Here is a 26,026-nt window from a genome sequence, read left to right on the forward strand (position 1 = left end):
TTCGGTTGGAATATTGCCGATATGGGGGACGGGAGGTTGGTGGTGGACGAGCCACTCGCCAACCGGGTCAGGTCCGGAAGGAAGCAGCCCTAACGAGCCCCGGCACGGGTCATCGTGCCAGCCTCCCACCTACCGTCCTGATCCTGGCCGTCCTGTCGGGACTTAAAGTTCGATTAGCGGCAGGGTCGATGAGCGACGAAACCCCACATCCGTCCAACGAAAAACCGGCCGCCTACCGGGTGCTTGCGCGCAAGTATCGCCCGAAGGATTTCTCCGACCTGATGGTCGGCCAGGAGCCGATGGTCCGCACGCTGACCAACGCGTTCGAGACCGGCCGCATCGCGCAGGCCTATATGCTGACCGGCGTGCGCGGCGTCGGCAAGACGACGACCGCCCGCATCCTCGCCCGCGCGCTCAATTACAAGACGCCCGAGATCGACAAGCCGACGATCGACCTTCGCGTGCCCGGCGAGCATTGCCAGGCCATCATGGAAGGCCGGCATGTCGACGTCATCGAGATGGACGCCGCCTCCCATACCGGCATCGACGACATCCGCGAGATCATCGAGCAGGTGCGCTACCGCCCCGTCTCGGCGCGCTACAAGGTCTATATCATCGACGAAGTGCACATGCTCTCGACGCAGGCCTTCAACGGCCTCCTGAAGACGCTGGAAGAGCCGCCGGAGCATGTGAAGTTCATTTTCGCCACGACGGAAATCCGGAAAGTGCCGATCACCGTCCTGTCGCGCTGCCAGCGCTTCGACCTGCGCCGCATCGGCGCCTCCGACCTCGTCGGCCTCTTTACCACCATCCTCGGCAAGGAAGGCGTCGAGGCGGAGCCGGATGCGCTCGCCATGATCGCCCGCGCCGCCGAAGGCTCGGCCCGCGACGGCCTTTCGCTGCTCGACCAGGCGATCGCCCATGGCGGCGGGCGCGTCGAGGTGGATGCGGTCCGCTCCATGCTCGGCCTTGCCGACCGGGCGCGCATCGTCGATCTCTTCGAGCATATCGTGAAGGGCGATGCGAGCGCCGCGCTCGCCGAATTCGCCGCGCAGTACGAGGCCGGCGCCAGCCCGCCCGTCGTGCTGACGGACCTTGCCGATTTCACCCATCTCGTCACCCGCATGAAATATGTGCCCGACGCGGCCGGCGACCAGTCGCTGAGCGAGATCGAGCGGGTGCGCGGCGTCGAGTTCGCGGGGTCCATCGCCGTCACGGTGCTTTCCCGCATGTGGCAGATGCTCCTGAAAGGCATCCCGGAAACGGAGGCCTCCAGCCGCCCGGCCGGCGCCGCCGAGATGGTCATCATCCGTCTCGCCCACGCCGCCAACCTGCCGTCGCCGGAAGAGGCCGTGCGTCGCCTTGCCGAGCTTTCGAGCGGCGAGGGCGGTGTCAATGGCGGCCGCATGCCGCAGGCCTATGGCGGCAACGGCGGGCAGCCGACGGCGCAGGCCTCCGTCTCGGCCGTGTCGCGGCAGCCGGACGCGCCGGCCCAGCGCGCCCAGTCGGGCGGAACGGTCACCATGCTGCGCCCCGTGCCGCAGGCCGAGCCCGCGCCCCAGCCCGTCGGCCGGATCGAAGCCGCGCCGGCCGAGCAGCCGGCGGCCGCGCCGAAGGTGCCGGTCAAGTCCATCTCCGACGTCGCCGACCTCTGCACCAAGAACCGCGACATCCGCCTCCGCGCCCTCGTGCGCGCCTTCGTGCGCCCGGTCAGCATCGAGCCCGGACGCCTGGAGATCAGCCTTGCGCAAGACGCGCCGAAGTCGCTCGTCACCGACCTCCAGAACCGCTTGCAGGAATGGACCGGCGCGCGCTGGATGGTGATCCTGTCGCGCGAAGCCGGCGGACCGACGCTGGCCGAGGCCGAGACGATGGCGCAGGAGGCGCGCGTCGCCGATGCGCGCCAGGACCCGGACGTGGCGGCGATCCTGCAACGCTTCCCCGGCGCCAGGATCACCGACGTGCGCATCAAGGTGCAGGAGACGGAGGACGAGCCCGAGGCCGTCGAGGCCGCGGCCGTCGCGGAATCCGCCGAAGGCGACATCCTGCCCGGCGACGACATTGAACACTGACATAACGCTACAGAGGAGAGGCCGATGCGCGACATCATGGGCATGATGGGCAAGGTCAAGGAAATGCAGGCCAAGATGGAGAAGATGCAGGAGGAGATCGCCGCGCTCGAGGTGAGCGGCACCTCCGGCGGCGGCCTCGTCTCCGTCGCGCTCGACGGCAAGGGCAACCTCAAGGGCGTGAAGATCGACCCTTCGCTCTTCAAGGAAGACGATGTCGAGATCCTCGAGGACCTGATCGTCGCCGCCCACAAGGATGCCAAGGGGAAGGCGGAAGCCGAGGCTGCGGAGAAGACGAGGGCGCTGACCGCCGGCCTGCCGATCCCGCCCGGCTTCAAACTGCCGTTCTGATCCTGTAGGCTCCGGGTTCCCGAGGAGGAATTCCCATGAGCCTGACGACCCTGCTTGTCTTTGCCGGCGCGCTGATGATGGCGGCCGGCTCGCCCGGTCCGAGCATTGCCGCGCTGGTCGCCCGCGTTCTTTCGCGCGGGCCGAAGGACGTGCTGCCCTTCCTCGCCGCCATGTGGATCGGCGAGGGCGTCTGGCTCACCTGCGCGGTGCTCGGCCTTGCCGCCATCGCGGAAACCTTCCATGCCGCCTTCGTCGCCATCAAGTGGCTCGGCGTCGCCTATCTCCTCTATCTCGCCTGGAAAATGTGGTTCGCCCCGGCCGAGACGGGCGATGAGGCGCTGCCCGAGGCGCGCTCCGGTGTCAAACTGTTCTTCGCCGGGCTGACGGTGACGCTCGGCAATCCCAAGATCATGATGTTCTATGTCGCGCTGCTGCCGGCGATCATCGACCTTGGCGCCGTCACGCTGGTCGGCTGGGCGGAGCTGGTGGCGACCATGTTCGTCGTGCTCGTCGCGATCGATCTCGCCTGGGTCTTTCTCGCGTCGCGTGCCCGCCTCTTCCTCAAGAGCCCGCGTGCCGTGCGCATCGCCAACCGCGTCAGCGCCGGCACCATGGCCGGCGCCGCGGCGGCGATCGCCGCCCGCTGATCAGCCGGTCAGCGCAGCGCGCAGCTTGTCGTTGATCGGGGCCGCGAGATAGCGGATGCGGTCGTCTTCGGACAGGTTCCTGCCGTAGGTGCGCAAGAGTTCCGGCATGGTGACCGGTTCGCCGTCGAAAGGCGTATAGGCCACCGCGTCGCCGGCCTGGATCACGCCGTCCCGCAGGACGCGGCAGTAGAAGCCCGGACGGCCGGCGTTCATGAAGCGCTTTGCGAAGGCCGGATCGCCCATGCGGGCGGTGAGCGTCGCGCAGGGGATGCGTGCCGAGGTCACTTCCAGAAGCACGCTCTCCGTCTCGAACCGGTCGCCGACCGAGACGCTGCGGCTGTCGACGCCCTCGATGACGAGGTTCTCGCCGAAGGTGCCGGGCTCGATGGTGCGGCCGAGCTCCTTCGACCACCAGTCGAGGTCGATCGAGCCGAGGCCGTAGACGGCCTGTTCCGGCCCGCCGTGGTGCTTTCTGTTGCAGATGGCGTCGCCCAGCAGCCCCTCGCGGTCGACGACGACCGCCGCATCTGTCGGCGTCTTGAAAATGCCGGTCTTGTAGCTTCTGCCGGGAACCGGACGGGCGACGCCCGTGCACACGGCAAGGATTCTGATCAAGCGACGTCTCCTGAGATGGATTCCGTTTCCCCTGGATATGAGCTAGATACCGGCAATGGCAAAACGAGTCACCGGTCCCGAAATCGAAAAACTCATCCAGCTCCTGGCGAAGGTGCCGGGCCTCGGCCCGCGCTCGGCGCGCCGGGCGGCGCTGCATCTGGTCAAGAAGAAGGACCAGCTCCTGGGGCCTCTTGCCGATGCGATGGGCGAGGCGCACCGCAAGGTGCGCATCTGCTCCTGCTGCGGCAACGTGGACACGAGCGATCCCTGCACGGTCTGCACCGACGAGCGGCGCGACCAGTCGGTCATCATCGTCGTCGAGGACGTCTCCGACCTCTGGGCGTTGGAGCGCGCCGGCGCGATGAACGCCGCCTATCACGTGCTCGGCGGCACGCTCTCGCCGCTCGACGGCGTCGGGCCGGACGACCTCAACATCCGCGGTCTCGTCGACCGCGTGGCGAAGGGCGGCGTGCGCGAGCTGATCATCGCCGTCAACGCGACCGTCGAGGGGCAGACGACGGCCCACTACATCACAGACCAGCTCGCCGGGCTCGACGTGAAGATCACGCGGCTCGCGCACGGCGTGCCGGTCGGCGGCGAGCTCGACTACCTCGACGAAGGCACATTGACGGCGGCGCTCAGGGCGCGCACGGCGATCTGAGGAAGGATTGTTTGATGATGTTTCGGTGGCTGACGCGCTTCATCTTCCCCTCAACCGTCCTCGCATTGACCCTCTTCTTCGCATCCCTCCCCGCCCAGGCCGCCTCCAGGGCCGACGTCGAAAGGATGTTCCGCGCCTGGATCGACGACAACCTCTGGCCGTCCGCCCGGAAGACCGGCATCAGCGAAAAGACCTTCCGCGCGGCCATGCAGGGCGTGACGCTCAACTGGGACCTGCCCGACCTCGTGCCGCCCGGCTCGAAGCCGAAGACGGAGCAGGCCCAGAGCCAGGCGGAATTCTCCTCGCCCGGCGCCTACTTCTCCGAGAAGCGCTTGCAGGGCCTCGCGGGAACGGGGAGCCGCCTCGCCAGGACGCATGCCTCGACCCTGCGCAGGATCGAGCAGCGCTTCGGCGTGCCGGGCGAGATCGTCGTCGCCGTCTGGGGCCGTGAATCGGGCTTCGGCAGCGCCAAGATCCCCTATTCGGCGGTGGAGGTGCTCGCCACCAAGGCCTTCATGTCGACGCGCAAGGACATGTTCCGCAAGGAGCTGATCGCAGCATTGCACATCGTCGACGGCGGCGACCGGTCGGTCGACGACTTGAAGGGCTCGTGGGCGGGAGCGCTCGGCCAGCCGCAGTTCATGCCGACCAGCTTCCTGCAATATGCCGTCGACTTCGACGGCGACGGGGTGCGCGACATCTGGGGCTCGGTGCCGGACAGCCTCGCCTCGATCGCCAATTACCTCGCGAAGAAGGGCTGGCAGGCGGGCCGCACATGGGGCTACGAAGTCTCGATTCCGGCGGGCGTCTCCTGCGCGCAGGAAGGGCCGGATCTCGCCAAGCCGATCTCCGCCTGGGCGTCGAGCGGCATCACGCGCGTTTCCGGCAAGGCCTTTCCGTCCGGCGAGGCGGGGGCCTCGGGCATGATGCTGGTTCCGGCCGGCACGCACGGGCCGGAATTCATCGTCACGCCGAATTTCTACGTGCTCAAGGAATACAACAACTCCGACCTCTACGCCCTCTTCATCGGCAATCTCGCCGACCGCATCGCCTATGGCAGCGGGCCGTTCCGGGGAAAATGGGGCGATGTCGGCAAGATGCTGCGCTCGGACGTGCTCGCCATGCAGAAGGCGCTCGTCGCCAAGGGCTACGACGTCGGCAAGGTCGACGGCCTGCCGGGCTACAAGACGCGCCGCTCGCTCGGCGACTGGCAGGCGAAGAACGGGCTGGCGCCGACCTGCTATCCGGACGCCTCGCTGAAGGCCAAGCTCCGCTGATTTTTGAATACCGCAATTCCGGACGCAGAACCGCTTTTGCTGGAATTGCTAGTGGATTTCCACCTGCTGCTTGAAGCGCTCGTATTCGTGCGGGATGATCGTCTGCCGCTCGATCATCCGGTGGACGCGGGGCGGCTCGGCGCCGCGGTGCAGGAGGCGCAGCTTCTCCCCGTTGGCCGCGTCCGCGTGGGTGCGGCGCTGGTTGTGGCGGATGTATTCCACCCAGGTCGGCACGTGGTAGGTCTCGGTCCAGATCGTCGGGTTTTCGAGGTCGCGCATCAGCGCCCATTGGCCCGCGCCGTCGCGGATGCGGATGCGCCGCCGCTCGGTCATCGCCTCCAGGAAGTCCCGAATGTCCTTCTCCGCGATCTCGTAGTCGATCATCACGACGATGGGGCCGCTGCGCGGTTTGAGGTCCAGCGGCAGGTCCGGCTCGCTGAAGCGGTTGAGCGGATCGACGTTGAGGCTCTGCAATTCGGGCAGGGTGAAGCGCAGGCCGAGCGCGGCGCCGGCGATCATCGCCACGGCGGAGGCGAGCAGGGCGGCTTCCGCGCCGTGCGTGTCCGCCGTCGTGCCCCAGATCCAGCTTCCCGCCGCGATGCCGCCGAAGGTCGTCGTCTGGTAGAGCGAGAGCGCCCGCGCCACCACCCAGCGCGGCGTCGAGAGCTGCACCGTCGTGTTGAAGAGCGAGAGCGCCATCACCCAGGACGCGCCGGCGATCGAGAGCACCGCGCCGGTGAGGAGCGCGGAGGCGCTGACGGCGGAAACGGCCGCGCTCACGGCAAAGCCGGCGAAGGCGAGGCGGGCGATGGTCTCGCTGGTGAATTTCTCGCGCAGCGTTGCATTCATCAGCGCCCCGCCGATGGCGCCGAGGCCGAAGCAGCCGAGCAGGATGCCGTAGGTCAGCGGTCCGCCCTGGACGAGGTCGCGCGCGATCAGCGGCAGCAGCGACAGGATGGAGCTTGTCGCAAGGCCGAAGGCGAAGCCGCGCAGCAGGACCTTGCCGATGTTCGGCGACATGGAGACGTAGCGCAGGCCCGCCGAGATGGCGCGGCCGAAATCCTCGCGCGGAAGCGCGCTCGGCGAGACGTCCGGCTTCCAGCGGAAAAGCGCATAGAGAAGGGCGAAGTAGCTGAGCGCGTTGGCCGCGAAGGCCGCCGCCGCACCGGCGGCCGCGACGATCGCGCCGCCGATGGCGGGGCCGACGGAGCGGGTGAGGTTGAAGCCCATGCTGTTGAGCGAGACGGCGGCGGGCAGGTCCTCGCGCGGCACCATGTCGCCGACGGAGGCCTGCCAGGCGGGATTGTTGAGCGCCGTGCCGCAGCCGATGAGGAAGGTGAAGGTCAGGAGCAGCCAGGGCGTGATGACGCCGTACCAGGTACAGAGCGTCAGGGCGATGGCGACCGTCAGCATGAAACACTGGGCCGTCAGCATCAGCTTGCGCCGGTCGAAGTTGTCGGCGAGCGCGCCGGCAGCGACGGAGAAGAGCATGATCGGCAGCGAGGTGGAGGCCTGCACCAGCGCCACCATGTTGGCCGAGGAGGAGATCGAGGCCATCATCCAGGCCGCGCCCACCGCCTGGATGAGCCCGCCGAAATTGGAGATGAGGCTCGCCGCCCAGATCAGCCGGAAGGTCTCGTTTCTGAAGGGGGCGAGGGGGGATTTCCGGTCCGGCACGGTGGGGTACTCATTCTCGATGCAGCATTGGGTAGCAATCTAGTCCATGAAGCGGAAGCGGCAAGCCGGAGGTGGCCGCGGAAGGCGAAAATGACGGACCGCAGCCCGTTTGCGGGAGCGATCTTGCATTTGCGGCGAACAGCGTCTATATCAGCCTCAAATTCTTGATCGTCAGATGAAGAGTGGGCCCGCGAGGACCCGCTCTTTTTTATTGGCCCGATCGAGCGCATGATAACGACTATCCCGGGAGGGCATGTCATGACTGACACGACCCAGGCAGAAAACGCCGCCGTCGAGCCGCGGCTGATCGTCGAGACCGGCCTCGACCGGCGTGTCGCCGACATCATCGAGCCGACCATCGAGCAGATCGGCTACCGGCTGGTGCGCGTCCGGCTTTCGGCGCAGAACGGCGCGACGCTGCAGATCATGTGCGAGCGGCCGGACGGCACGATGACGGTGGAGGACTGCGAGAAGGTCTCCATGGCCGTTTCGCCGGTGCTCGACGTTGAGGATCCGATCGACAAGGCGTATCATCTCGAGGTGTCGTCGCCCGGCATCGACAGGCCGATGGTCCGCAAGTCGGACTTCACCCGCTGGCTCGGCCACTTGCTGAAATGCGAGACGTCGATCCTCGTCGACGGGCGCAAGCGCTTCCGCGGCAAGATCACGGCAGCCGACGAGAACGGCTTCACGCTCGAGCGGGACCAGCCGGCCTATGGCGAGGAGCCGGTGGTCGTCATACCGTTCACGGCGCTCGCCGAAGGCAAGCTGATCCTGACCGACGACCTGATCCGCGACGCGCTGACCGCCGACAAGAAGGCGAAGGCCGCGCAGGCCGCCAACCAGAACGGCGAAGACGACGAATAAGATTGCGAGTGCGTTTCGTCCCTGGGGCGTTTGCCCCGTCCGGGGCGGAGCGGAGAGGACGGAACCGGAGCGGGCATCCCGCTCCCCGATGCCGGAGGCAAGGCCCCGGCTTGACCATGGAGACCTGAGACAATGGCAGTCAGTGCGAACCGGCTTGAGCTTCTGCAGATCGCGGATGCCGTGGCCCGTGAAAAGGTCATCGACCGCGAGATCGTGCTTGCCGCGATGGCCGACGCCATCCAGAAGGCGGCCCGCTCGCGTTACGGCACGGAATCGAACATCCGCGCCGACATCAATTCCAAGACCGGCGAGATCCGCCTCCAGCGCTTGCTGGAAGTCGTCGAGCACGCGGAGGACTATTCCACCCAGATCCCGCTGGAACTGGCGCGCGACCGCAACCCGGACGCCAAGATCGGCGACTTCATCGCCGATCCGCTGCCGCCGATGGATTTCGGCCGCATCGCCGCCCAGTCCGCCAAGCAGGTCATCGTGCAGAAGGTGCGCGAGGCCGAGCGTGACCGCCAGTACGACGAATACAAGGACCGTATCGGCGAGATCGTCAACGGCACGGTCAAGCGCGTCGAATACGGCAATGTCATCGTCGACCTCGGCCGCGGCGAAGGCATCATCCGCCGCGACGAGATGATCCCGCGCGAGAACATGCGCTACGGCGACCGCGTGCGCGCCTATGTCTACGACGTGCGCCGCGAGCAGCGCGGGCCGCAGATTTTCCTGTCGCGCACCCATCCGCAGTTCATGGTGAAGCTCTTCACCATGGAAGTGCCGGAAATCTACGACGGCATCATCCAGATCAAGTCGGTCGCCCGCGATCCGGGCTCGCGCGCCAAGATCGCCGTCATCTCGAACGATTCGTCGATCGACCCTGTCGGCGCCTGCGTCGGCATGCGCGGCTCGCGCGTCCAGGCCGTCGTCGGCGAATTGCAGGGCGAGAAGATCGATATCATCCCGTGGTCGCAGGACCCGGCCTCCTTCATCGTCAACGCCCTGCAGCCGGCGGAAGTCGCCAAGGTCGTCCTCGACGAGGACGCCGAGCGCATCGAAGTCGTGGTTCCGGACGAGCAGCTCTCGCTCGCCATCGGCCGCCGCGGCCAGAACGTCCGCCTTGCCTCGCAGCTGACCGGCTGGGACATCGACATCCTGACGGAAGCCGAGGAGTCCGAGCGCCGCCAGAAGGAATTCAACGAGCGCACCGCGCTCTTCATGGATGCGCTCGACGTTGACGAGATGGTCGGCCAGGTCCTCGCTTCCGAAGGCTTCGCCGCCGTCGAGGAGCTTGCCTATGTCGATCTCGACGAAATCTCCTCGATCGACGGTTTCGACGAGGACACGGCCCAGGAGATCCAGACCCGCGCCCGCGAATATCTCGACCGCATCGAGGCCGAGATGGATGCCAAGCGCAAGGAACTCGGCGTTTCCGACGAACTGCGCCAGATCGACGGCATGACGGGCCAGATGCTCGTCGCCCTCGGCGAGGACGGCATCAAGACGATCGAGGACTTCGCCGGCTGCGCCGCGGACGACCTCGTCGGCTGGACCGAGCGCAAGGACGGCGAGACGAAGAAGTTCGAGGGTCTGTTCTCGAAGTTCGAGGTCTCCCGCGCCGAGGCCGAAGCCATGATCGTCCAGGCCCGCCTTGCGGCCGGTTGGATCACGGAAGAGGACCTTGCCGCCGAAGAGCCGGCCGTCGAAGGCGCCGAGCAGGACGCCTGATCGGTCGGAGACGCCGTTGGCTATGGCAAAAAAGGACGACGGCGTGAACGACCGCATGTGCATCGTGACGCGCGAAAGCGGCGATGCGGATGATCTCATCCGTTTCGTCGCGGGCCCGGACGGCAGCGTCGTGCCGGACCTCAAGCGCCAACTTCCCGGACGTGGATGCTGGGTGAAGGCCGAACGGGCGATCGTCGACAAGGCGGTCGCCAGGAAGCTCTTCGGCCGCGCGCTGAAGACGGATGCCAAGGCGAGCCCCGACCTCGGCGCCGAGGTGGACCGGCTTCTGGCGGCCCAGCTCGGCGGCATGATGAACATGGCGCGCAAGGCCGGCCAGTTCGTCACCGGCGCCACCAAGGTCGACCAGGCGGTGCGCGCATTGGCCGCCCTTGCCGTGTTCCACGCGACGGATGCGGCCGAGGACGGCGTCAGGAAGATCGACCAGGCGAGGAAGGCTGCAAGCTTCCTCACCGAAGACGAAACGGAAATACCCTCCTTCAGGCTCTTCTCCGAGGGCGAATTGGAGGGCCTTTTGGGCCAGAATGCTTTTATCCATGCCGCAGCGCTTGCAGGGCAGGCGGGTGAGGGTGTAGTGAAGCGCGCAATCATGCTCGAAAAATACCGGGGCGGCGCCCGGTTGGGGGCACATGGCGGCGCTGGCCAGCCAAACCAATGACGCGGTCACCGGCTTTTCGCCGGCCGAAATCGCATTGGACGAACACAATTGAACGACAGGGTCTGGTGATACGCATCCGGCCCTGATCTTAGGAACGGAACGGAATGACCGACAACAAAGACGACAAGACGATCAGCGTGGCGGGCAAGAAGACCCTGACCCTGAAGCCTTCGGGGGTTCAGCAGGGGACCGTGCGCCAGGACATGGGTCGTGGCCGCACGAAGGCCGTCGTGGTCGAGACCCGCAAGCGCCGCATCAACCGTCCGGAAGACGAACGGCCGGTGACGCCCGTCACCCCGGTGCAGCGCCAGCCGGAGCCGCAGCAGTCGCGTCCCGCGCAGCCCTCGCGTCCGGCCCCCCAGGCCGAGCAGAGCCGCCCGCGCGTCGGCGTCGTCCTGAACCAGCTCTCCGCCGAAGAGGTCGAGGCCCGTCGCCGCGCGCTTGCCGAAGCGCAGATCCGCGACGCCGCCGAAGCGCGCCAGCGCGCCGAGGACGAGGCCCGCCGCAAGGTGGAAGAGGAAGCCCGCCAAAAGGCCGAGGCGGAAGAGCGCCTGCGCCGCGAGAAGGAAGAGGCCGAACGCCGCGCCGTCGAGGCTGCCGCGCCGGCTTCGGCCGCCGAGGAAGCGGTTGCCGCGCAGCCGGTGGCAAAGCCCGCCGCCGTGCCGGCCGCAGACGCTCGCCCGCAGCCGGGCCGCGCGCCGGTTTCCGCACCCGCTTCCGTCGTCGCCGGCCGCGGCCGCCGCGATGCCGACGACGAAGACGAGGCACGCCCGCGTGGCGGTGCCCCGGCGAACCGTCCCGGCGTCAAGCGGCCGGAACCGGCCAAGGCTCCGGCCCGCCCGAAGGGCGACGAAGGCCGCCGCCAGGGCAAGCTGACGCTGACGACCGCCGCGACCGACGAGGACGGCTCACAGCGCGGCCGCTCGCTCTCGGCCATGCGCCGCCGCCAGGAGAAGTTCAAGCGCTCCATGATGCAGGAAACGCGCGAGAAGATTTCGCGTGAAGTCGTCCTGCCGGAGACCATCACCATCCAGGAACTGTCGCAGCGCATGTCCGAACGCGCCGTGGACGTCATCAAGTACCTGATGAAGGAAGGCCAGATGATGAAGCCCGGCGATCTGATCGACGCCGACCTGGCCGAGCTCATCGCCGGTGAATTCGGCCATACCGTCAAGCGCGTCTCCGAATCCGACGTCGAAGAAGGCATCTTCAACGTCGCCGACGACGAGGGCGATCTGCAGCCGCGTCCGCCGATCGTGACCATCATGGGCCACGTCGACCACGGCAAGACCTCGCTGCTCGACGCCATCCGTCATGCCAACGTGGTCGCTGGCGAAGCCGGCGGCATCACGCAGCATATCGGCGCGTACCAGGTCGAGCAGAACGGCCACAAGATCACCTTCATCGACACGCCCGGCCACGCCGCGTTCACCGCCATGCGTGCCCGCGGTGCGCAGGCGACGGACATCGCGATCCTCGTGGTTGCGGCCGACGACAGCGTGATGCCGCAGACGATCGAGTCCATCAACCACGCCAAGGCGGCCGGCGTGCCGATCATCGTGGCGATCAACAAGATCGACAAGCCGACCGCCAATGCCCAGAAGGTCCGCACAGAGCTCCTCCAGCACGAGGTCTTCGTCGAATCCATGGGCGGCGAGACGCTGGACGTCGAAGTCTCGGCCAAGAACGGCACGAACCTCGACAAGCTGCTCGAAGCGATCCTGCTGCAGGCCGAAATCCTCGACCTCAAGGCGAACCCGAACCGCACCGCGGAAGGCGTCGTCGTCGAAGCCCAGCTCGACCGCGGCCGCGGCGCCGTCGCCACCGTTCTGGTGCAGACGGGCACGTTGAGGCCCGGCCAGATCATCGTGGCCGGCGACCAGTGGGGCCGCGTGCGCGCCCTCGTCAACGACAAGGGCGAGCATGTCAAGGAAGCAGGGCCCTCCATGCCGGTCGAGGTGCTGGGTCTTTCCGGCACGCCGGCCGCCGGCGACAAGTTCGCGGTGGTCGAAAACGAGAGCCGCGCCCGCGAGATCTCGGAATACCGCCAGCGCCTCGCCCGCGAGAAGGCCGTCGCCCGCCAGACGGGTTCGCGCGGCTCGCTCGAGCAGATGATGACCCAGCTCCAGAGCTCCGGCCTCAAGGAGTTCCCGCTGCTCATCAAGGGCGACGTGCAGGGCTCGATCGAAGCCATTGCCGGCGCGCTGGAAAAGCTCGGCACGGACGAGGTCCGGGTGCGCATCGTGCATTCGGGCGCCGGCGCCATCACCGAGTCGGACATTTCGCTCGCCGAAGCGTCCAACGCCGCGATCATCGGCTTCAACGTCCGTGCGAACGCACAGGCCCGCAGCCTCGCCGAGCGCCAGGGCATCGAGATCCGCTACTACAACATCATCTACGACCTGGTGGATGACGTGAAGGCGGCCATGTCGGGCCTGCTCTCGCCGGAGCGCCGCGAAACCTTCCTCGGCTATGCCGAGATCCTCGAGGTGTTCAACATCACGAAGGTCGGCAAGGTCGCCGGTTGCCGCGTCACGGAAGGCAAGGTCGAGCGCGGCGCGGGCGTCCGCCTCGTGCGCGACAACGTCGTCGTCCACGAAGGCAAGCTCAAGACGCTCAAGCGCTTCAAGGACGAGGTCGCGGAAGTCAATGTCGGCCAGGAATGCGGCATGGCCTTCGAGAACTACGAGGACATCCGCGCAGGCGACCAGATCGAATGCTTCCGCGTGGAGCATGTCACGCGTACGCTGTAAGCGTCCGGCGGAAAGAGTATCATGCGAGCGCCGGACCGTTTCGGCGCTCGCATTTTTTTGAAGGTGACGACCATGACCAAAGCAACATCCTCGGCGCCGTCGCAACGCATGCTGCGCGTGGGCGAGCAGGTGCGCGCGGCCATCACCCAGGTCCTCCAGCGCGGCGAGGTGCGCGACCCGCTTCTCGAAAAGACCGTGATCTCGATTTCGGAAGTGCGCATGTCGCCGGACCTGAAGCACGCGACGGCCTATGTGACGCCGCTCGGCGTCAAGGACCATGACGCGGTGATCGAGGCGCTGAACCGCAACGCGAAGTTCATCCGCGGCCGTCTCGGCCCGCAGCTGCGCCAGATGAAGTATATGCCGGACGTGCGCTTCCGCGACGACACGAGCTTCGACAACTACAAGAAGATCGACGATCTCCTGCGTTCGCCGGAAGTCGCCCGCGATCTTTCCGCCGAAGACGGCGACGATAAGCAATAATCCGGGATAACGATGTCCAAGCCACGCAAACCCAAGGGCCGGCCGGTTTCCGGCTGGCTGATCCTCGACAAGCCGTTCGATTTCGGCTCGACCGAGGCCGTCTCCAAGATCAAGTGGCTGTTCAAGGCGCAGAAGGCCGGCCATGCCGGCACGCTCGACCCGCTCGCTTCCGGCATGCTGCCGATCGCGCTGGGCGATGCCACCAAGACCGTTCCCTATGTCATGGACGGCCGGAAGATCTACGAATTCACCGTGACCTGGGGCGAGGAACGCTCGACGGACGACCTCGAGGGCGAAGTGACGCGCACCTCGCAGGAGCGCCCGTCCGAGGGCGCGATCGAGGCGATCCTCGGCGGCTATACCGGCGTCATCCGGCAGGTCCCGCCGCAGTTCTCCGCCATCAAGATCGACGGCGAGCGCGCCTACGACCTCGCCCGCGACGGCGAGACGGTGGAAATCCCTTCGCGCGAGGTGGAGATCCATCGCCTCACGCTGATCGGCTGTCCGGACGAGAACACGGCCCGGTTCGAGGTCGAATGCGGCAAGGGCACCTATGTGCGCGCGCTCGCCCGCGACTTCGGGCGCGAGCTCGGCTGCTACGGCCATGTCTCGGCGCTGCGGCGCACCTTCGTCGCGCCCTTCGGCGAGGACGACATGGTACCGCTCGCCGACCTGACGGCGCTGGAGACGATCGAGGACGATGCCGAGCGGCTGGCGGCGCTCGACGCGTTCCTGATCGATACGGGCGAAGCGCTTTCCAGCCTGCCGCAGATCGTCGTCAACGACGACCAGGCGCACCGGCTGCGCATGGGCAATCCGATCATCCTGCGCGGCCGCGACGCCCCGGTCGCGGCCGACGAGGCCTATGCCACGGCGCGCGGCAAGCTGGTCGCCATCGGCGAGATCGGCGGCGGGGAATTCCGCCCGAAGCGGGTCTTCGCAGGCTGACCATCCCGGGGCGGAACCAATCGCTGCCGACTTGATTTCACCACAAGCTGCAGGCTTTATGTGCCGGCGAGGTTCGTTCGAGGACGGGCCGGGCGGCGCATGGCCGTCGCGGCCGCCTCCGTGCGAAGGGTGGAAAGGGCTGGCCGTTGACAATCATGCCGAGTGACCGAACGGTATCCGCCGGGGATGCGGATATGGGGGCGAGCCCCGGTCAGGCCCGCCGGCGCATGAATCATCCGGTCGTTTTCTACCTCGTCTGCCTCATCCTCGTCATCGTCATCCCCGCCTTCCTTTTCTCGATCGTCGTGCTGAAGCGCACCAACGAGGCGCAGGAGCGCATCTTCGAATCGCTGCTGCGCACGTCCACGGGGGCCGTCAACCGCGCCGTCGAGCGCGAAATCTCCGGCATGTTCTCGACGCTCAACTTCCTGTCGACCTCCGACAGCCTGCAGAAGGGCGACTATGCGGCGCTGCATGGACAGGCGACGAAGGCGCTGGAGGGCACGGACATCTATTTCATCGTCATCGACCAGACGATGCGCCAGCTGCTCAACACGCGGGTGCCCTACGGCACGCCGCTCAATACCGCCTCGGAGCCCGTCTCCGCCGGCCTCGCGCTCGCGCGGGGCGAACGCATGGTCTCCAACCTCTTCTTCGGCAGGACCGCGCGGCAATGGGTGTTCAACGTCTACCTGCCGATGCGCCTTGCCAATGGCCAGCACGTGCTGCTGACGCTCACGAAGAACGCGGAGGCGCTTCGGCGGGCGGTCAACCCGGATATTCTTTCGCCCGGCTGGAATGCGGCGGTGCTCGACACCGAGGGTGCGGTCATCGTCTCGACGGACGAGAACCAGAAGACGGGCGAACCCTTCTTCCTGCGCGTCGTGCCGGCGCTTCGCCTCGGCGTCAGCGCGATGCGGCACGAGGGCGTCAATTATCAGGTCGTGACCGAATTCTCCTCGCTTGCCGGCTGGCGCATGATCGCCTGGGCGAAGTCGTCGGATGTGCAGGCCCCGGCCGTCTCCTCCTTCCTGTGGCTGACGATCGGCGGCGCGGTCTTCGCGCTGCTTGCCGCCGTCAGCGCGGTCGGCATCGCCCGCGTGCTCTCGCGCGACGTGCGGCTGCTCGCCCATGACGCGCGCCGCCTCGGCCAGGGCGAGCGGGTCGCGCCGCGTCCCTATGCCATATCCGAACTGGAGACCGTATCCCGGGCGCTTGCCGAGGCGGCGGATGCGCGCGTGAAATCGGAAAACGAGGTGCGCTTCCTGATGCGCGAGGTGGCACACCGCTCGAAGAACCAGCTCACCGTCATCCAGGCCATGCTCAACCAGTCGGCGGCGGGCGCGGAGAATGCCAGCGAGTTCGCCGAAACGTTCCGCAAGCGCGTCGCCGGCCTTGCCCGCTCGACGGACCTGATGATCGCCAATGCGACGCAGGGCGTGAACCTTGCGGAGCTCGCCAGGAACCAATTGAAACCCTTCACGCCGGACGACGCGACGCGCGTGCGCATTGCCGGTCCGGCCGTGCTGCTCGACCCGCAGGCCTCGCAGACGCTCGGCATGGCGCTGCACGAACTGTCGACCAACGCCACGAAATACGGCGCGCTCGCCAACGAGACCGGCGTCGTCTCGCTGAGCTGGGTGACGTCTGGCGAGAACCTGAACCTCGTCTGGCGCGAAAGCCGGGCGACGATCGACAAGGACGCCATCGCCGCAAGCCGCAAGGGCTTCGGCAGCGTGGTGCTGGAGCGCATGCTCGGGATGGCGCTCGATGCCAAGCTGGATTTCATCGTGCATGACGACGGGATCGAGTGGCGGGTGACGATCCCGCTCGCCCGGCTGCGCGACGAGGAGGCCCATCAGCCGGGTGCCGCGCAGTGACGGCGCCGGCTCTTTCCGGACACGCGTATCGCGACAGGTGCATTTCATGACGTTCAATCGGCATGCGGCCGCGATCCTGGCCCTCCTTCCGAGCGCCTTTGCCGCTCTGCCCGCCCTCGCTGCCGGCGAATGCCTCATCGACGACCCGACGGGCACGCCGCTCAACGTGCGCTCCGCGCCGAACGGAGCGGTCCTGACGACGCTTCGGAACGGCACGCGGGTCGAGGTGGTCGATGAGATGAAGACCGGCACGAAGCGCTGGCTTTTCGTTTCGCGGGAAGGCGAGCGGCTGGGGTGGGTCTTCGGCGCCTATGTCGTCTGCAAGCAGGCGGGCGGCACGCGCGACGCGGCGCCGGGCCAGCCCGCGGACCGGCGCTAGGCGGCCCTTTCTGTCATTCATCACGGCCCTTCCATTTCGGCAGCGAATGGTTTATAGGCACCGCCAGCAATGCGGGTCTGCCCGCTTGCCTTCACGGCCATCGCTGGACGACATCCCGGCTTTTGGCGACACCGGTTCTCCATTCATGAAAGGACATACGATGTCGATCACTGCTGAGCGCAAGGCTGCGCTGATCAAGGAATACGCCACCAAGGAAGGCGATACCGGTTCTCCGGAAGTTCAGGTCGCGATCCTGACCGAGCGTATCAACAACCTGACCGGCCACTTCAAGGACCACAAGAAGGACAACCACTCCCGTCGTGGCCTTCTGACGCTGGTCTCCAGCCGCCGCTCGCTTCTTGACTATCTCAAGAAGAAGGACGAAGCCCGCTACACGAAGCTGATCGCTTCGCTGGGCATTCGCCGCTAACCACTTCGGCGGGCGTTCCTTGCGGGCGCCCGCCGCTTTCTTTCGCGGAGCAGAAGCTCCGCCAGACGTTTCGCATGTGCCGGTTGCGACCGCCTCGCGAAACGGATTTCCAGCAGGCCGGATGGGCCGGTCCTGCGGAACCAACCGATGACCTGTCATGGGGCAGGATTGCAGGATGCTTCAGGCGCGCGCCTGTCGTCGGCCGGGCGAACCGCCCGCCAGGATCGCGAGCCACCTTCCTGAAGCCTCCCGTTGTCTTGCCCATGATGCGTCACGAACGCGGATAGACCACCTGCGCCTTCCGGCGGCGGTGCGCGTATCCGCCAAGAAGGACAAGACATATGTTCGATACCCATACGGTCGAAATCGAATGGGCGGGCCGCCCGCTCAAGCTGGAAACCGGCAAGATCGCCCGTCAGGCTGACGGCGCTGTTCTCGCCACCTACGGCGAGACCGTCGTTCTCGCCACCGTCGTTTCGGCCAAGGCGCCGAAGCCGGGCCAGGATTTCTTCCCGCTCACCGTCAACTACCAGGAAAAGACCTACGCCGCCGGCAAGATCCCGGGTGGCTACTTCAAGCGCGAAGGCCGCCCGAGCGAGAACGAGACCCTCGTCTCCCGCCTGATCGACCGCCCGATCCGCCCGCTCTTCCCGGAAGGCTACAAGAACGACACGCAGGTCGTCGTCACCGTCATCCAGCACGACCTCGAGAACAACCCGGACATCCTGTCGATGGTCGCCGCTTCCGCAGCGCTCACCCTTTCCGGCGTCCCGTTCATGGGCCCGATCGGCGGCGCGCGCGTCGGCTACATCAACGGTGAATACGTCCTCAATCCGCATCTCGACGAGATGGACGAATCGAGCCTGGACCTCGTCGTGGCCGGCACGCAGGAAGCCGTGCTCATGGTCGAGTCCGAGGCCAAGGAACTGCCGGAAGACGTCATGCTCGGCGCCGTCGTCTTCGGCCAGAAGGGTTTCCAGCCGGTTATCGACGCGATCATCAAGCTCGCCGAAGTCGCCGCGAAGGAACCGCGCGACTTCCAGCCGGAAGACTTCTCCGCGCTCGAGACCGAGATGCTCGGCCTTGCCGAGGCCGAACTGCGCGCCGCCTATAAGATCACGCAGAAGGCCGAGCGTTACGCCGCCGTCGACGCGGTGAAGACCAAGGTCAAGGCGCATTTCCTGCCGGAAGGCGTGGAAAACCCGCAGTACACCCCCGAGGAGATCGCCGCGGTCTTCAAGCACCTGCAGGCCAAGATCGTCCGCTGGAACATCCTCGACACCAAGAGCCGCATCGACGGCCGCGACCTTGAAACGGTTCGTCCGATCGTCGCCGAAGTCGGCCTGCTGCCGCGCACGCACGGTTCCGCCCTCTTCACCCGCGGCGAGACGCAGGCGATCGTCGTCGCCACGCTGGGCACCGGCGAAGACGAGCAGTTCGTCGACAGCCTGACCGGCATGTACAAGGAGCGCTTCATGCTCCACTACAACTTCCCGCCCTATTCGGTCGGTGAAACGGGCCGCATGGGCTCCCCGGGCCGCCGCGAGATCGGCCACGGCAAGCTCGCCTGGCGCGCCATCCGTCCGATGCTGCCGACGGCGGAGCAGTTCCCCTATACGCTGCGCGTCGTCTCGGAGATCACCGAGTCCAACGGTTCGTCCTCCATGGCCACCGTCTGCGGCACCTCGCTCGCCCTCATGGACGCCGGCGTGCCGCTGGCAAAGCCGGTCGCCGGTATCGCCATGGGCCTGATCAAGGAAGACGAACGCTTCGCCGTTCTCTCCGACATCCTGGGTGACGAGGACCACCTCGGCGACATGGACTTCAAGGTCGCGGGCACGGACGCCGGCATCACCTCGCTGCAGATGGACATCAAGATCGACGGCATCACCGAAGAGATCATGAAGGTCGCGCTGGATCAGGCCAAGGGCGGCCGCCTGCACATCCTCGGCGAGATGGCCAAGGCCATCTCCGAAAGCCGCGGCCACCTCGGCGAATTCGCTCCGCGCATCGAAGTCATGAACATCCCGGTCGACAAGATCCGTGAAGTCATCGGCACCGGCGGCAAGGTCATCCGCGAGATCGTCGAGAAGACCGGCGCGAAGATCAACATCGAAGACGACGGCACGATCAAGATCGCCTCCTCGTCCGCGAAGGAGATCGAAGCCGCCCGCAAGTGGATCCACTCCATCGTCGCGGAACCGGAAGTCGGCCAGATCTACGAGGGCACGGTCGTCAAGACCGCCGACTTCGGCGCCTTCGTCAACTTCTTCGGCCCGCGCGACGGCCTCGTGCACATCTCGCAGCTCGCCCAGGAGCGCGTCGCCAAGACCTCCGACGTCGTCAAGGAAGGCGACAAGGTTTGGGTCAAGCTGATGGGCTTCGACGAGCGCGGCAAGGTGCGCCTGTCCATGAAGGTCGTCGACCAGGCGACCGGCAAGGAAATCGCCGCCGACAAGAAGGGCGACGGCGAAGCTGCAGAATAAGTAAGTACTTACGTATCGAAGGGGCGCGGAGCGGCATGTTCCGCGCCCCTTTCTTTTGGACACCGGAAACCAGTCATGACCCGCGACGCCCTCAAGACCCTGTTCCACCCCTTTGCCTCCAGCGCGCTCGGCCTGCCCGGCGAAGGGGAGCGTTATCTCTTTCTCGGAGCGGAAGCCGGCCACCGGCCGCCGGAAGGCTTCGACGCGGCGATCGAGGCCGTGCAGCCGCTGCGCTCGCTCTATCGCGGGCTGGAAGCCGCGCGCGCTCCGGTAAGGCCGGTCGTCGAGGGCGAGGATTTCGACGGCGCGCTCATCCTGATGACCAAGCACAAGGGCGAGAACGAGAACCGCATCGCCGAGGCGTTGCGCCGCGTGCGCACGGGCGGCCTCATCGTCGTCGCGGGCGGCAAGGAGGACGGCGTGCAGTCCATGCGCAAGCGCCTCGACCAGCTCGGCCTCACCGGCGGTTCCATGCCGAAGTATCATGGCCTTGCCATCTGGTTCGCCCGTCCGGAAGACCCGGCCGGGGCTATCGCCAAGCTCGCGGCGAAGCCGGTGCGCATCGTCGGCCGCTTCACCGCCGCACCGGGCATGTTCTCGCATGACCGGATCGACGAGGGCTCCGAACTCCTCGCCACCCGCATCCCGGAGGATTTCCACGGCCATGCCGCCGATTTCGGCGCGGGCTGGGGCTATCTTTCGGTCATGCTCGGCGGCCGCGCGCCGCAGGTGAAGGGCATCGACCTCTTCGAGGCGCATTACGAGGCGCTGGAGGCCGCCAAGGAGAACATGGCGGAGAACTGCCCGGACATCCCGGCACGCTATTACTGGTTCGATCTCACCGCCGAGACGCCGCGCGACCACTACGACCTCATCGTCATGAACCCGCCGTTCCACGAAGGACACGCAGCCGACCACTCGCTCGGCGCGGGCATGATCCGCATGGCGGCAAGATCGCTGAAGGCCGGAGGCCGCCTGCTGATGGTCGCCAACCGGGGCCTGCCCTACGAGCCGGTGCTGAAGGAAGCGTTCAAGGAGAGCGGCGAGCTCTGCCGCAACGCCCGTTTCAAGGTTCTCTGGGGCAGGCGCTGACAGGTTTTCCGCCCGCCTCACCGGCACATTGCCGCACCGCATTGCCATTTTCCTGAAACGGGTCCACGATCACCGGATCGTTCTCGTTCAGGAGACCCGCAATGGCTTTTGGACCTGCAAGACCGCCGATGATGGAAGACGTGGCGGAAGTCATCGCAAAGGACGTCAAGGAAGCGGAGGGGCATACGCCGACGTCCGAGGTGCCGCTTGCCTTCTTGAGACGCGGCGCGGATGGCAAGCCGCTCGAGATGAATGCGCGGGTGCGCGCCCTTCTCATCGCCGTCGCGGCGGCGGTGGCGGCGTTGCTCCTCGTTCTGGCATTGCTGTAGGGAAATTGCCTCATTACCCCGCCGTGTCCTTCTCCCGCAAAGGGAGGAGAAGGGCACGGCAAGAGGGCTTTTGCCGATTTACTCGCTGTCGGCGTTCCGCAGCCGTTCGAGCGTCGGCATGGACGTGATGTTGTAGCCGGCATCCACGTAGTGGATTTCGCCGGTGACGCCGCTCGAAAGGTCCGAGAGCAGGTAGAGCGCCGAATTGCCGACATCCTCGATGGTGACGGTGCGGCGCAGCGGCGCGTTCTTCTGCTGCCAGGAGAGCATGGCGCGCGCATCCGAGATGCCGGCGCCGGCCAGCGTGCGGATCGGGCCGGCCGAGATCGCATTGACGCGGATGCCGCGCGGGCCGTAGTCGCCGGCGAGATAGCGCACGGACGCTTCGAGCGCGGCCTTTGCGACGCCCATGACGTTGTAGTTCGGCATGATGCGCACCGAGCCGCCATAGGTGAGCGTCAGCAGCGCACCGCCGTCCGCCATCAGGTCCGCCGCGCGCTTGGCGATCTCCGTGAAGGAGAAGCAGGAGATGATCATCGTGCGGGAGAAGTTCTCGCGCGAGGTGTTGGCGTAAAGGCCCTTCAGCTCGTTCTTGTCGGAGAAGCCGATGGCGTGCACGACGAAATCGAGCGTGCCCCACCTTTCCTTGATCGTCGCGATCGTGGCATCGACCGAGGCGATGTCCTCCACGTCGCAGGGCAGGATGAAGTCGGAGCCGAGTTCGGCGGCCAGCGGCTTCACGCGCTTGCCGAGCGCCTCGCCCTGGTAGGTGAAGGCGAGGTCCGCGCCGGCACCGGCGAGTTTCTGGGCGATGCCCCAGGCGATGGAGTGATTGTTCGCGACCCCCATGATGAGGCCGCGCTTGCCGTTCATGATCCCCGTCATGCGTGTCATCCGTTGTAGCGCTGGAAGACCAGCGTGGCGTTCGTGCCGCCGAAGCCGAAGGAATTGGACAGAACCGTGTCGATCTTGGCGTTGTCGATGCGCTTGCGCACGATCGGAACGCCTTCGAATTCAGGGTCGAGCTCGGTGATGTGGGCGCTCTCGCCGATGAAGCCCGCCTGCATCATCAGGAGGCCGTAGATCGATTCCTGCACGCCGGCCGCGCCCAGCGAATGGCCGGTCAGCGACTTGGTCGACTGGATGTGCGGGATCTTCTCGCCGAAGACCTCGCGGATCGCGCCGATCTCCTTGGAGTCGCCGACGGGCGTCGAGGTGCCGTGCGTGTTGATGTAGTCGACGTCGCCCTTCACCGTGGAAAGCGCCTGGCGCATGCAGCGGATCGCGCCTTCGCCGGACGGGGCGACCATGTCGTAGCCGTCCGAGGTCGCGCCGTAGCCGACGATTTCCGCGTAGATCTTGGCGCCGCGGGCCTTGGCGCGCTCCAGTTCCTCGAGCACCAGCACGCCCGCGCCGCCGGCGATGACGAAGCCGTCGCGGCTGACGTCATAGGCGCGCGAGGCGGTGGCGGGCGTGTCGTTGTACTTGGAGGACATGGCGCCCATGGCGTCGAAGAGGTTCGACATGGTCCAGTCGAGGTCCTCGTGGCCGCCGGCGAACATGAGGTCCTGCTTGCCCCACTGGATCATTTCGGCGGCGTTGCCGATGCAGTGCGCCGAGGTGGAGCAGGCGGACGAGATCGAGTAGTTGACGCCGTGGATCTTGAACCAGGTGGCGAGCGTCGCCGAGGCCGTGGATGACATCGCCTTCGGCACGGCGAACGGGCCGATGCGCTTGGGTGAGTTGTTCTTGATGGTGATCTCGGCCGCCTCTATCAGCGTGCGGGTGGAAGGGCCGCCGGACCCCATGATGATACCTGCGCGCGGATTGGCCGAGTAGTCGGATTCCTCAAGGCCGGAATCGGCGATCGCCTGCTTCATGGCGACGTGGTTCCACGCGCCGCCCTGCGAGAGGAAGCGGGCCGCGCGGCGATCGACCAGGTCGGTGGTGTCGATGTCCGGCGAACCCCAGACCTGGCACTTGAAGCCGTGGTCGGCGAAGTCCTGCGAGAAGCTGATGCCCGAGCGCGCGTCGCGCAGCGACGCCGTCACCTCGTCAGCATTGTTCCCGATGGAGGATACGATCCCCAGACCCGTGACAACAACCCGTCTCATAATTCCTGACCTTTTCTGGAACGTCTCGTTTTGAGGGCGGCGCGCCGCCCTCAGGCTTCCTTGTCCTTCGACAGGCCGACGCGCAGGTCGGTCGCCTGGTAGATGGTCTCGCCGTCGGCCTTCAGCCAGCCGTCCGCCGTGCCGAGCACGAGGCGGCCGCGCATGACGCGCTTGAAGTCGATGCCGTATTCGAGGAGCTTCGTCTCCGGGCGGACCATGCCCTTGAACTTCACCTCGCCGGTGGAGAGCGCCATGCCGCGGCCGGGCTCGCCGAGCCAGCCGAGGAAGAAGCCGGTGAGCTGCCACATGCCGTCGAGGCCGAGGCACCCCGGCATGATCGGATTGCCCTGGAAATGACAGGGAAAGTACCAGTCGTCCGGCTTCACGTCGTATTCGGCGCGGATATAGCCCTTGTCGAAGGCGCCGCCCGTCTCGGAAATGTCGGTGATGCGGTGGACCATCAGCATCGGCGGCAGAGGAAGCTGGGCGTTGCCGGGACCGAACAGCTCGCCGCGGCCGCAGGCCAGAATTTCCTCGTAGTTGTAGCTGGATTGCCTGGTCGTCATCGAATGTCTCATCCCGGTCTTGAACAACGCTTGCCGCGTTAGATTTAGAGGAGGCGAGGCGTGAATTGAAGCACCCCGGGCCTCCTCCCTTTGTCGCCGCACCCGGCACGGGCGAGACGTTAATTCAGCAGTCCGCATACATGATGCTCGCGGTGACAGCCAGTGCAAATTGGTGTGGGAGGGCCCAAGGCCCCGGTTTTCCGCATGTTGTACGCCTTTGGACTGCCGCAATCCTATTGAATCCCGGCAGCGCTAAAGTTATATCGAAAGCTCAAGATTGTTGTTCAAGGCCAGACAAGCGGATCCGTCGCCCATGACGCATGCACACGAGATGCCCATCGAAGAGCGCCTGCGCCATTCCGGCCTGCGCCCGACGCGCCAGCGCGTGGCACTCGCCGACCTTCTGTTCGCCAAGGGCGATCGCCACCTGACGGTGGAGGAACTGCACGAGGAAGCCGTCACTGCCGGCGTTCCGGTTTCGCTTGCAACCGTCTACAACACGCTGCACCAGTTCACCGAAGCCGGCCTCATCCGCGTTCTGGCGGTCGAGGGTTCCAAGACCTATTTCGACACCAACATCTCCGACCATCACCACTTCTTCGTCGAGGGCGAGAACCACGTGCTCGACATTCCGGTGAGCAACATCGCGATCGGCAACCTGCCGGAGCCGCCGGAAGGCATGGAGATCGCTCACGTTGATGTGATCATCCGCCTTAGGCCGCGCAAGGGCTGAGCCCTCGTTACATCACGTCGTCGGGATGCCGTCCCGGCCGCGGCCTGTAGACCGGAAAGCGCCATCCGAATCGCAACGCCCCGCCGCGCACGACGAAAGCCGCGCCGATGCCGATGGCCGACGCCGCCCAGAGCGGTATGCCGGCGACCGTTGCGGCGGTGAAGGCCGCCGCGCCGATGAGCGCCGCCGTGACGTAGATTTCCGGCCGCAGCAGCACGGAAGGTTCGTTTGCGAGAAGATCGCGTATGATTCCGCCGAAGCTTGCCGTGAGGACGCCGGTGGTTATGGCGACGGTCGGCGAGCCCGTCGCGGCGAAGCCCTTGGCCGCTCCCATCACGCAATAGGCCGAAACCCCCATGGCATCGAGCCAGAGAAGCAGGCGGTAGCGGGATTCGATGCGGTGGGCGAGCACGAAGACGACGAGCGCGACCGCCACGCAGACGATGAGATAGGTCGGGTTCACGACCCAGAAGACGGGCGTCGCGCCGAGGATGACGTCGCGGAACGTGCCGCCGCCGATGCCCGTCGCGGCGGCCAGGAACAGGAAGCCGATGATGTCGAGCTGCTTGCGCGAGGCCGAAAGCGCGCCGGTCGCGGCGAAGACCGCAACGCCCGTATAGTCGAGCAGTTCCAGGATCGACACGCGTTTCCCTCCCTCACGGGGCCCTTGCGGGCCAAGCCTCGCGACAGCTTTGCCGCGGTAGAATGCGCGCGCCGGCAGAATCATGCCGCTCGCCGCCCCGGCCGCATAATGACCGAATCGCTTGCCATGGAAAGGTTTGAGAGATGGCCATCCGCATGAGTTTCCGCGCGCTCCTCTCCGTTGTCCTCGTTTCGACCGCGCTGCCCGCCCGGGCCGCGGAGATCGTGCCGGATGCGCTGGCGACCGTTCAGGCGCAGGTGGCGAAGCGCTGCAAGACGGCGATCTACGGCGAGGATTTTGCCGACAATGTCGATTTCAACAACGACCGCCTCGTCGATGCGATCTTCAATCTCGGCGCGGTCAATTGCGACGGCGTGCCCGGCGGCCTGTGCGGCAATGTCGGCTGCCCGCACGAATTCTACATCCGGGTGGCCGAGGGCGGCTATTTCCTCGCCGCGAATGCCGATCTTTACGGCTACGGCATGAAGAAGCGCTTCGGCAACATGGTGCTGGAACTGAAGGCCAATGCCGCAAGCTGCGGACGCGACGACGACGAATACTGCACGATGACGATCCGCGTGCGCGGTGCCCGCTTCGAGACGATTTCCAGGAAATGACA

At 66.4% G+C, this 26,026-nt stretch carries 25 protein-coding genes and 1 other RNA gene; 20 read left to right on the forward strand and 6 right to left on the reverse strand.

All coding sequences use genetic code 11. The features are described 5' to 3' along the window. The first annotated feature begins 31 nt into the window (after positions 1-31). The 4 genes from ffs to ACIIOY_RS06875 all read left to right on the forward strand — a co-directional run bounded on the left by ffs (position 32) and on the right by ACIIOY_RS06875 (position 3,067). Positions 32-129, forward strand: an RNA gene (ffs, locus tag ACIIOY_RS06860) — signal recognition particle sRNA small type. A gap of 59 nt (positions 130-188) precedes the next feature. Continuing rightward, on the forward strand, positions 189-2,072 hold the full coding sequence (locus ACIIOY_RS06865; RefSeq protein WP_411033888.1) for a DNA polymerase III subunit gamma/tau: 1,884 nt from the start codon (positions 189-191) through the stop codon (positions 2,070-2,072). Between the two features lie 24 nt (positions 2,073-2,096). Then, complete coding sequence (locus ACIIOY_RS06870; protein WP_411033889.1) at positions 2,097-2,420, forward strand: YbaB/EbfC family nucleoid-associated protein; 324 nt, start codon at positions 2,097-2,099, stop codon at positions 2,418-2,420. Between the two features lie 35 nt (positions 2,421-2,455). Then, positions 2,456-3,067, forward strand: a complete 612-nt coding sequence (locus ACIIOY_RS06875) for a LysE family translocator (RefSeq protein ID WP_411033890.1) — start codon at positions 2,456-2,458, stop codon at positions 3,065-3,067. Here ACIIOY_RS06875 and ACIIOY_RS06880 read toward each other — a convergent pair whose 3' ends face one another. Continuing rightward, the gene (locus ACIIOY_RS06880; RefSeq protein ID WP_411033988.1) at positions 3,068-3,679 is read right to left on the reverse strand and encodes an MOSC domain-containing protein; all 612 of its coding nucleotides are present in this window, start codon (positions 3,677-3,679) and stop codon (positions 3,068-3,070) included. A gap of 58 nt (positions 3,680-3,737) precedes the next feature. On the opposite strand from ACIIOY_RS06880, the gene recR reads away from it, so the two are divergent. Continuing rightward, positions 3,738-4,343: a recombination mediator RecR gene (gene recR / locus ACIIOY_RS06885; protein WP_411033891.1), complete on the forward strand. Its 606-nt coding sequence runs from the start codon at positions 3,738-3,740 to the stop codon at positions 4,341-4,343. Positions 4,344-4,372: 29 nt separating this feature from the next. Continuing rightward, a complete protein-coding gene (locus tag ACIIOY_RS06890; RefSeq protein ID WP_411033989.1) occupies positions 4,373-5,620 on the forward strand; it encodes a lytic murein transglycosylase in 1,248 nt (415 codons plus the stop codon). A 48-nt stretch (positions 5,621-5,668) separates the two neighbouring features. Here the strand turns inward: ACIIOY_RS06890 and ACIIOY_RS06895 are convergent, their stop codons facing one another. Continuing rightward, positions 5,669-7,297 (reverse strand): MFS transporter, encoded by a 1,629-nt coding sequence (locus ACIIOY_RS06895; RefSeq protein WP_411033892.1) that lies wholly within the window; start codon positions 7,295-7,297, stop codon positions 5,669-5,671. A gap of 258 nt (positions 7,298-7,555) precedes the next feature. Between ACIIOY_RS06895 and rimP the strand changes: the two genes are divergently transcribed. The 12 genes from rimP to ACIIOY_RS06955 all read left to right on the forward strand — a co-directional run bounded on the left by rimP (position 7,556) and on the right by ACIIOY_RS06955 (position 21,351). Then, on the forward strand, positions 7,556-8,164 hold the full coding sequence (rimP, locus tag ACIIOY_RS06900; protein WP_411033893.1) for a ribosome maturation factor RimP: 609 nt from the start codon (positions 7,556-7,558) through the stop codon (positions 8,162-8,164). 132 nt (positions 8,165-8,296) lie between these two features. Then, the gene (gene nusA / locus ACIIOY_RS06905) at positions 8,297-9,895 is read left to right on the forward strand and encodes a transcription termination factor NusA (protein WP_411033894.1); all 1,599 of its coding nucleotides are present in this window, start codon (positions 8,297-8,299) and stop codon (positions 9,893-9,895) included. Positions 9,896-9,917: 22 nt separating this feature from the next. Then, positions 9,918-10,571, forward strand: coding sequence for an RNA-binding protein (locus ACIIOY_RS06910; RefSeq protein WP_411033990.1), 654 nt, complete (start codon positions 9,918-9,920; stop codon positions 10,569-10,571). Between the two features lie 104 nt (positions 10,572-10,675). After that, positions 10,676-13,324, forward strand: a complete 2,649-nt coding sequence (gene infB / locus ACIIOY_RS06915) for a translation initiation factor IF-2 (protein ID WP_411033895.1) — start codon at positions 10,676-10,678, stop codon at positions 13,322-13,324. A 72-nt stretch (positions 13,325-13,396) separates the two neighbouring features. Then, entirely contained in the window at positions 13,397-13,807 is a 411-nt protein-coding gene (rbfA, locus tag ACIIOY_RS06920) for a 30S ribosome-binding factor RbfA (protein ID WP_411033896.1), read from the forward strand. Positions 13,808-13,819: 12 nt separating this feature from the next. Continuing rightward, entirely contained in the window at positions 13,820-14,755 is a 936-nt protein-coding gene (gene truB / locus ACIIOY_RS06925) for a tRNA pseudouridine(55) synthase TruB (protein ID WP_411033897.1), read from the forward strand. 194 nt (positions 14,756-14,949) lie between these two features. After that, entirely contained in the window at positions 14,950-16,635 is a 1,686-nt protein-coding gene (locus ACIIOY_RS06930) for a sensor histidine kinase (RefSeq protein ID WP_411033898.1), read from the forward strand. A 46-nt stretch (positions 16,636-16,681) separates the two neighbouring features. Then, entirely contained in the window at positions 16,682-17,014 is a 333-nt protein-coding gene (locus ACIIOY_RS06935; protein WP_411033899.1) for an SH3 domain-containing protein, read from the forward strand. A gap of 160 nt (positions 17,015-17,174) precedes the next feature. Next, positions 17,175-17,444: a 30S ribosomal protein S15 gene (gene rpsO, locus ACIIOY_RS06940; protein WP_411033900.1), complete on the forward strand. Its 270-nt coding sequence runs from the start codon at positions 17,175-17,177 to the stop codon at positions 17,442-17,444. Positions 17,445-17,785: 341 nt separating this feature from the next. Further along, entirely contained in the window at positions 17,786-19,930 is a 2,145-nt protein-coding gene (pnp, locus tag ACIIOY_RS06945) for a polyribonucleotide nucleotidyltransferase (RefSeq protein ID WP_411033901.1), read from the forward strand. Positions 19,931-20,005: 75 nt separating this feature from the next. Next, entirely contained in the window at positions 20,006-21,022 is a 1,017-nt protein-coding gene (locus tag ACIIOY_RS06950; protein ID WP_411033902.1) for a class I SAM-dependent methyltransferase, read from the forward strand. Positions 21,023-21,150: 128 nt separating this feature from the next. Then, complete coding sequence (locus ACIIOY_RS06955) at positions 21,151-21,351, forward strand: hypothetical protein (RefSeq protein WP_411033903.1); 201 nt, start codon at positions 21,151-21,153, stop codon at positions 21,349-21,351. 78 nt (positions 21,352-21,429) lie between these two features. Here the strand turns inward: ACIIOY_RS06955 and fabI are convergent, their stop codons facing one another. The 3 genes from fabI to fabA are packed head-to-tail and all read right to left on the reverse strand — an operon-like array spanning position 21,430 to position 24,031. After that, entirely contained in the window at positions 21,430-22,236 is an 807-nt protein-coding gene (gene fabI / locus ACIIOY_RS06960; RefSeq protein ID WP_411033904.1) for an enoyl-ACP reductase FabI, read from the reverse strand. Between the two features lie 5 nt (positions 22,237-22,241). Further along, positions 22,242-23,465: a beta-ketoacyl-ACP synthase I gene (gene fabB, locus ACIIOY_RS06965; protein ID WP_411033905.1), complete on the reverse strand. Its 1,224-nt coding sequence runs from the start codon at positions 23,463-23,465 to the stop codon at positions 22,242-22,244. 50 nt (positions 23,466-23,515) lie between these two features. Continuing rightward, positions 23,516-24,031, reverse strand: a complete 516-nt coding sequence (fabA, locus tag ACIIOY_RS06970) for a 3-hydroxyacyl-[acyl-carrier-protein] dehydratase FabA (RefSeq protein WP_411033906.1) — start codon at positions 24,029-24,031, stop codon at positions 23,516-23,518. A 313-nt stretch (positions 24,032-24,344) separates the two neighbouring features. On the opposite strand from fabA, the gene irrA reads away from it, so the two are divergent. Beyond that, positions 24,345-24,764 carry an iron response transcriptional regulator IrrA gene (irrA, locus tag ACIIOY_RS06975; protein WP_411033907.1) on the forward strand — a complete coding sequence of 140 codons (420 nt, stop codon included), beginning with the start codon at positions 24,345-24,347 and terminating at the stop codon, positions 24,762-24,764. Between the two features lie 7 nt (positions 24,765-24,771). Here the strand turns inward: irrA and ACIIOY_RS06980 are convergent, their stop codons facing one another. Next, positions 24,772-25,407, reverse strand: coding sequence for a trimeric intracellular cation channel family protein (locus ACIIOY_RS06980; protein WP_411033908.1), 636 nt, complete (start codon positions 25,405-25,407; stop codon positions 24,772-24,774). A gap of 143 nt (positions 25,408-25,550) precedes the next feature. On the opposite strand from ACIIOY_RS06980, the gene ACIIOY_RS06985 reads away from it, so the two are divergent. Continuing rightward, complete coding sequence (locus tag ACIIOY_RS06985) at positions 25,551-26,024, forward strand: hypothetical protein (RefSeq protein ID WP_411033909.1); 474 nt, start codon at positions 25,551-25,553, stop codon at positions 26,022-26,024. The last annotated feature ends 2 nt before the right edge of the window (positions 26,025-26,026 follow it).

Origin of the sequence: Shinella agrisoli (genome assembly GCF_046557955.1) — a bacterium.
In the GTDB taxonomy this organism is placed as follows: Bacteria; Pseudomonadota; Alphaproteobacteria; order Rhizobiales; family Rhizobiaceae; genus Shinella.

Excerpts from the sequence above, each read along its gene's own strand:
- ACIIOY_RS06865 (WP_411033888.1), top strand. The coding sequence starts at position 189 with ATGAGCGACGAAACCCCACATCCGTCCAACGAAAAACCGGCCGCCTAC.
- ACIIOY_RS06870 (WP_411033889.1), top strand. The coding sequence starts at position 2,097 with ATGCGCGACATCATGGGCATGATGGGCAAGGTCAAGGAAATGCAGGCC.
- ACIIOY_RS06875 (WP_411033890.1), top strand. The coding sequence starts at position 2,456 with ATGAGCCTGACGACCCTGCTTGTCTTTGCCGGCGCGCTGATGATGGCG.
- recR (WP_411033891.1), top strand. The coding sequence starts at position 3,738 with ATGGCAAAACGAGTCACCGGTCCCGAAATCGAAAAACTCATCCAGCTC.
- rimP (WP_411033893.1), top strand. The coding sequence starts at position 7,556 with ATGACTGACACGACCCAGGCAGAAAACGCCGCCGTCGAGCCGCGGCTG.
- nusA (WP_411033894.1), top strand. The coding sequence starts at position 8,297 with ATGGCAGTCAGTGCGAACCGGCTTGAGCTTCTGCAGATCGCGGATGCC.
- ACIIOY_RS06910 (WP_411033990.1), top strand. The coding sequence starts at position 9,918 with ATGGCAAAAAAGGACGACGGCGTGAACGACCGCATGTGCATCGTGACG.
- infB (WP_411033895.1), top strand. The coding sequence starts at position 10,676 with ATGACCGACAACAAAGACGACAAGACGATCAGCGTGGCGGGCAAGAAG.
- rbfA (WP_411033896.1), top strand. The coding sequence starts at position 13,397 with ATGACCAAAGCAACATCCTCGGCGCCGTCGCAACGCATGCTGCGCGTG.
- truB (WP_411033897.1), top strand. The coding sequence starts at position 13,820 with ATGTCCAAGCCACGCAAACCCAAGGGCCGGCCGGTTTCCGGCTGGCTG.
- ACIIOY_RS06930 (WP_411033898.1), top strand. The coding sequence starts at position 14,950 with ATGGGGGCGAGCCCCGGTCAGGCCCGCCGGCGCATGAATCATCCGGTC.
- ACIIOY_RS06935 (WP_411033899.1), top strand. The coding sequence starts at position 16,682 with ATGACGTTCAATCGGCATGCGGCCGCGATCCTGGCCCTCCTTCCGAGC.
- rpsO (WP_411033900.1), top strand. The coding sequence starts at position 17,175 with ATGTCGATCACTGCTGAGCGCAAGGCTGCGCTGATCAAGGAATACGCC.
- pnp (WP_411033901.1), top strand. The coding sequence starts at position 17,786 with ATGTTCGATACCCATACGGTCGAAATCGAATGGGCGGGCCGCCCGCTC.
- ACIIOY_RS06950 (WP_411033902.1), top strand. The coding sequence starts at position 20,006 with ATGACCCGCGACGCCCTCAAGACCCTGTTCCACCCCTTTGCCTCCAGC.
- ACIIOY_RS06955 (WP_411033903.1), top strand. The coding sequence starts at position 21,151 with ATGATGGAAGACGTGGCGGAAGTCATCGCAAAGGACGTCAAGGAAGCG.
- fabI (WP_411033904.1), bottom strand. The coding sequence starts at position 22,236 with ATGACGGGGATCATGAACGGCAAGCGCGGCCTCATCATGGGGGTCGCG.
- fabB (WP_411033905.1), bottom strand. The coding sequence starts at position 23,465 with ATGAGACGGGTTGTTGTCACGGGTCTGGGGATCGTATCCTCCATCGGG.
- fabA (WP_411033906.1), bottom strand. The coding sequence starts at position 24,031 with ATGACGACCAGGCAATCCAGCTACAACTACGAGGAAATTCTGGCCTGC.
- irrA (WP_411033907.1), top strand. The coding sequence starts at position 24,345 with ATGACGCATGCACACGAGATGCCCATCGAAGAGCGCCTGCGCCATTCC.
- ACIIOY_RS06985 (WP_411033909.1), top strand. The coding sequence starts at position 25,551 with ATGGCCATCCGCATGAGTTTCCGCGCGCTCCTCTCCGTTGTCCTCGTT.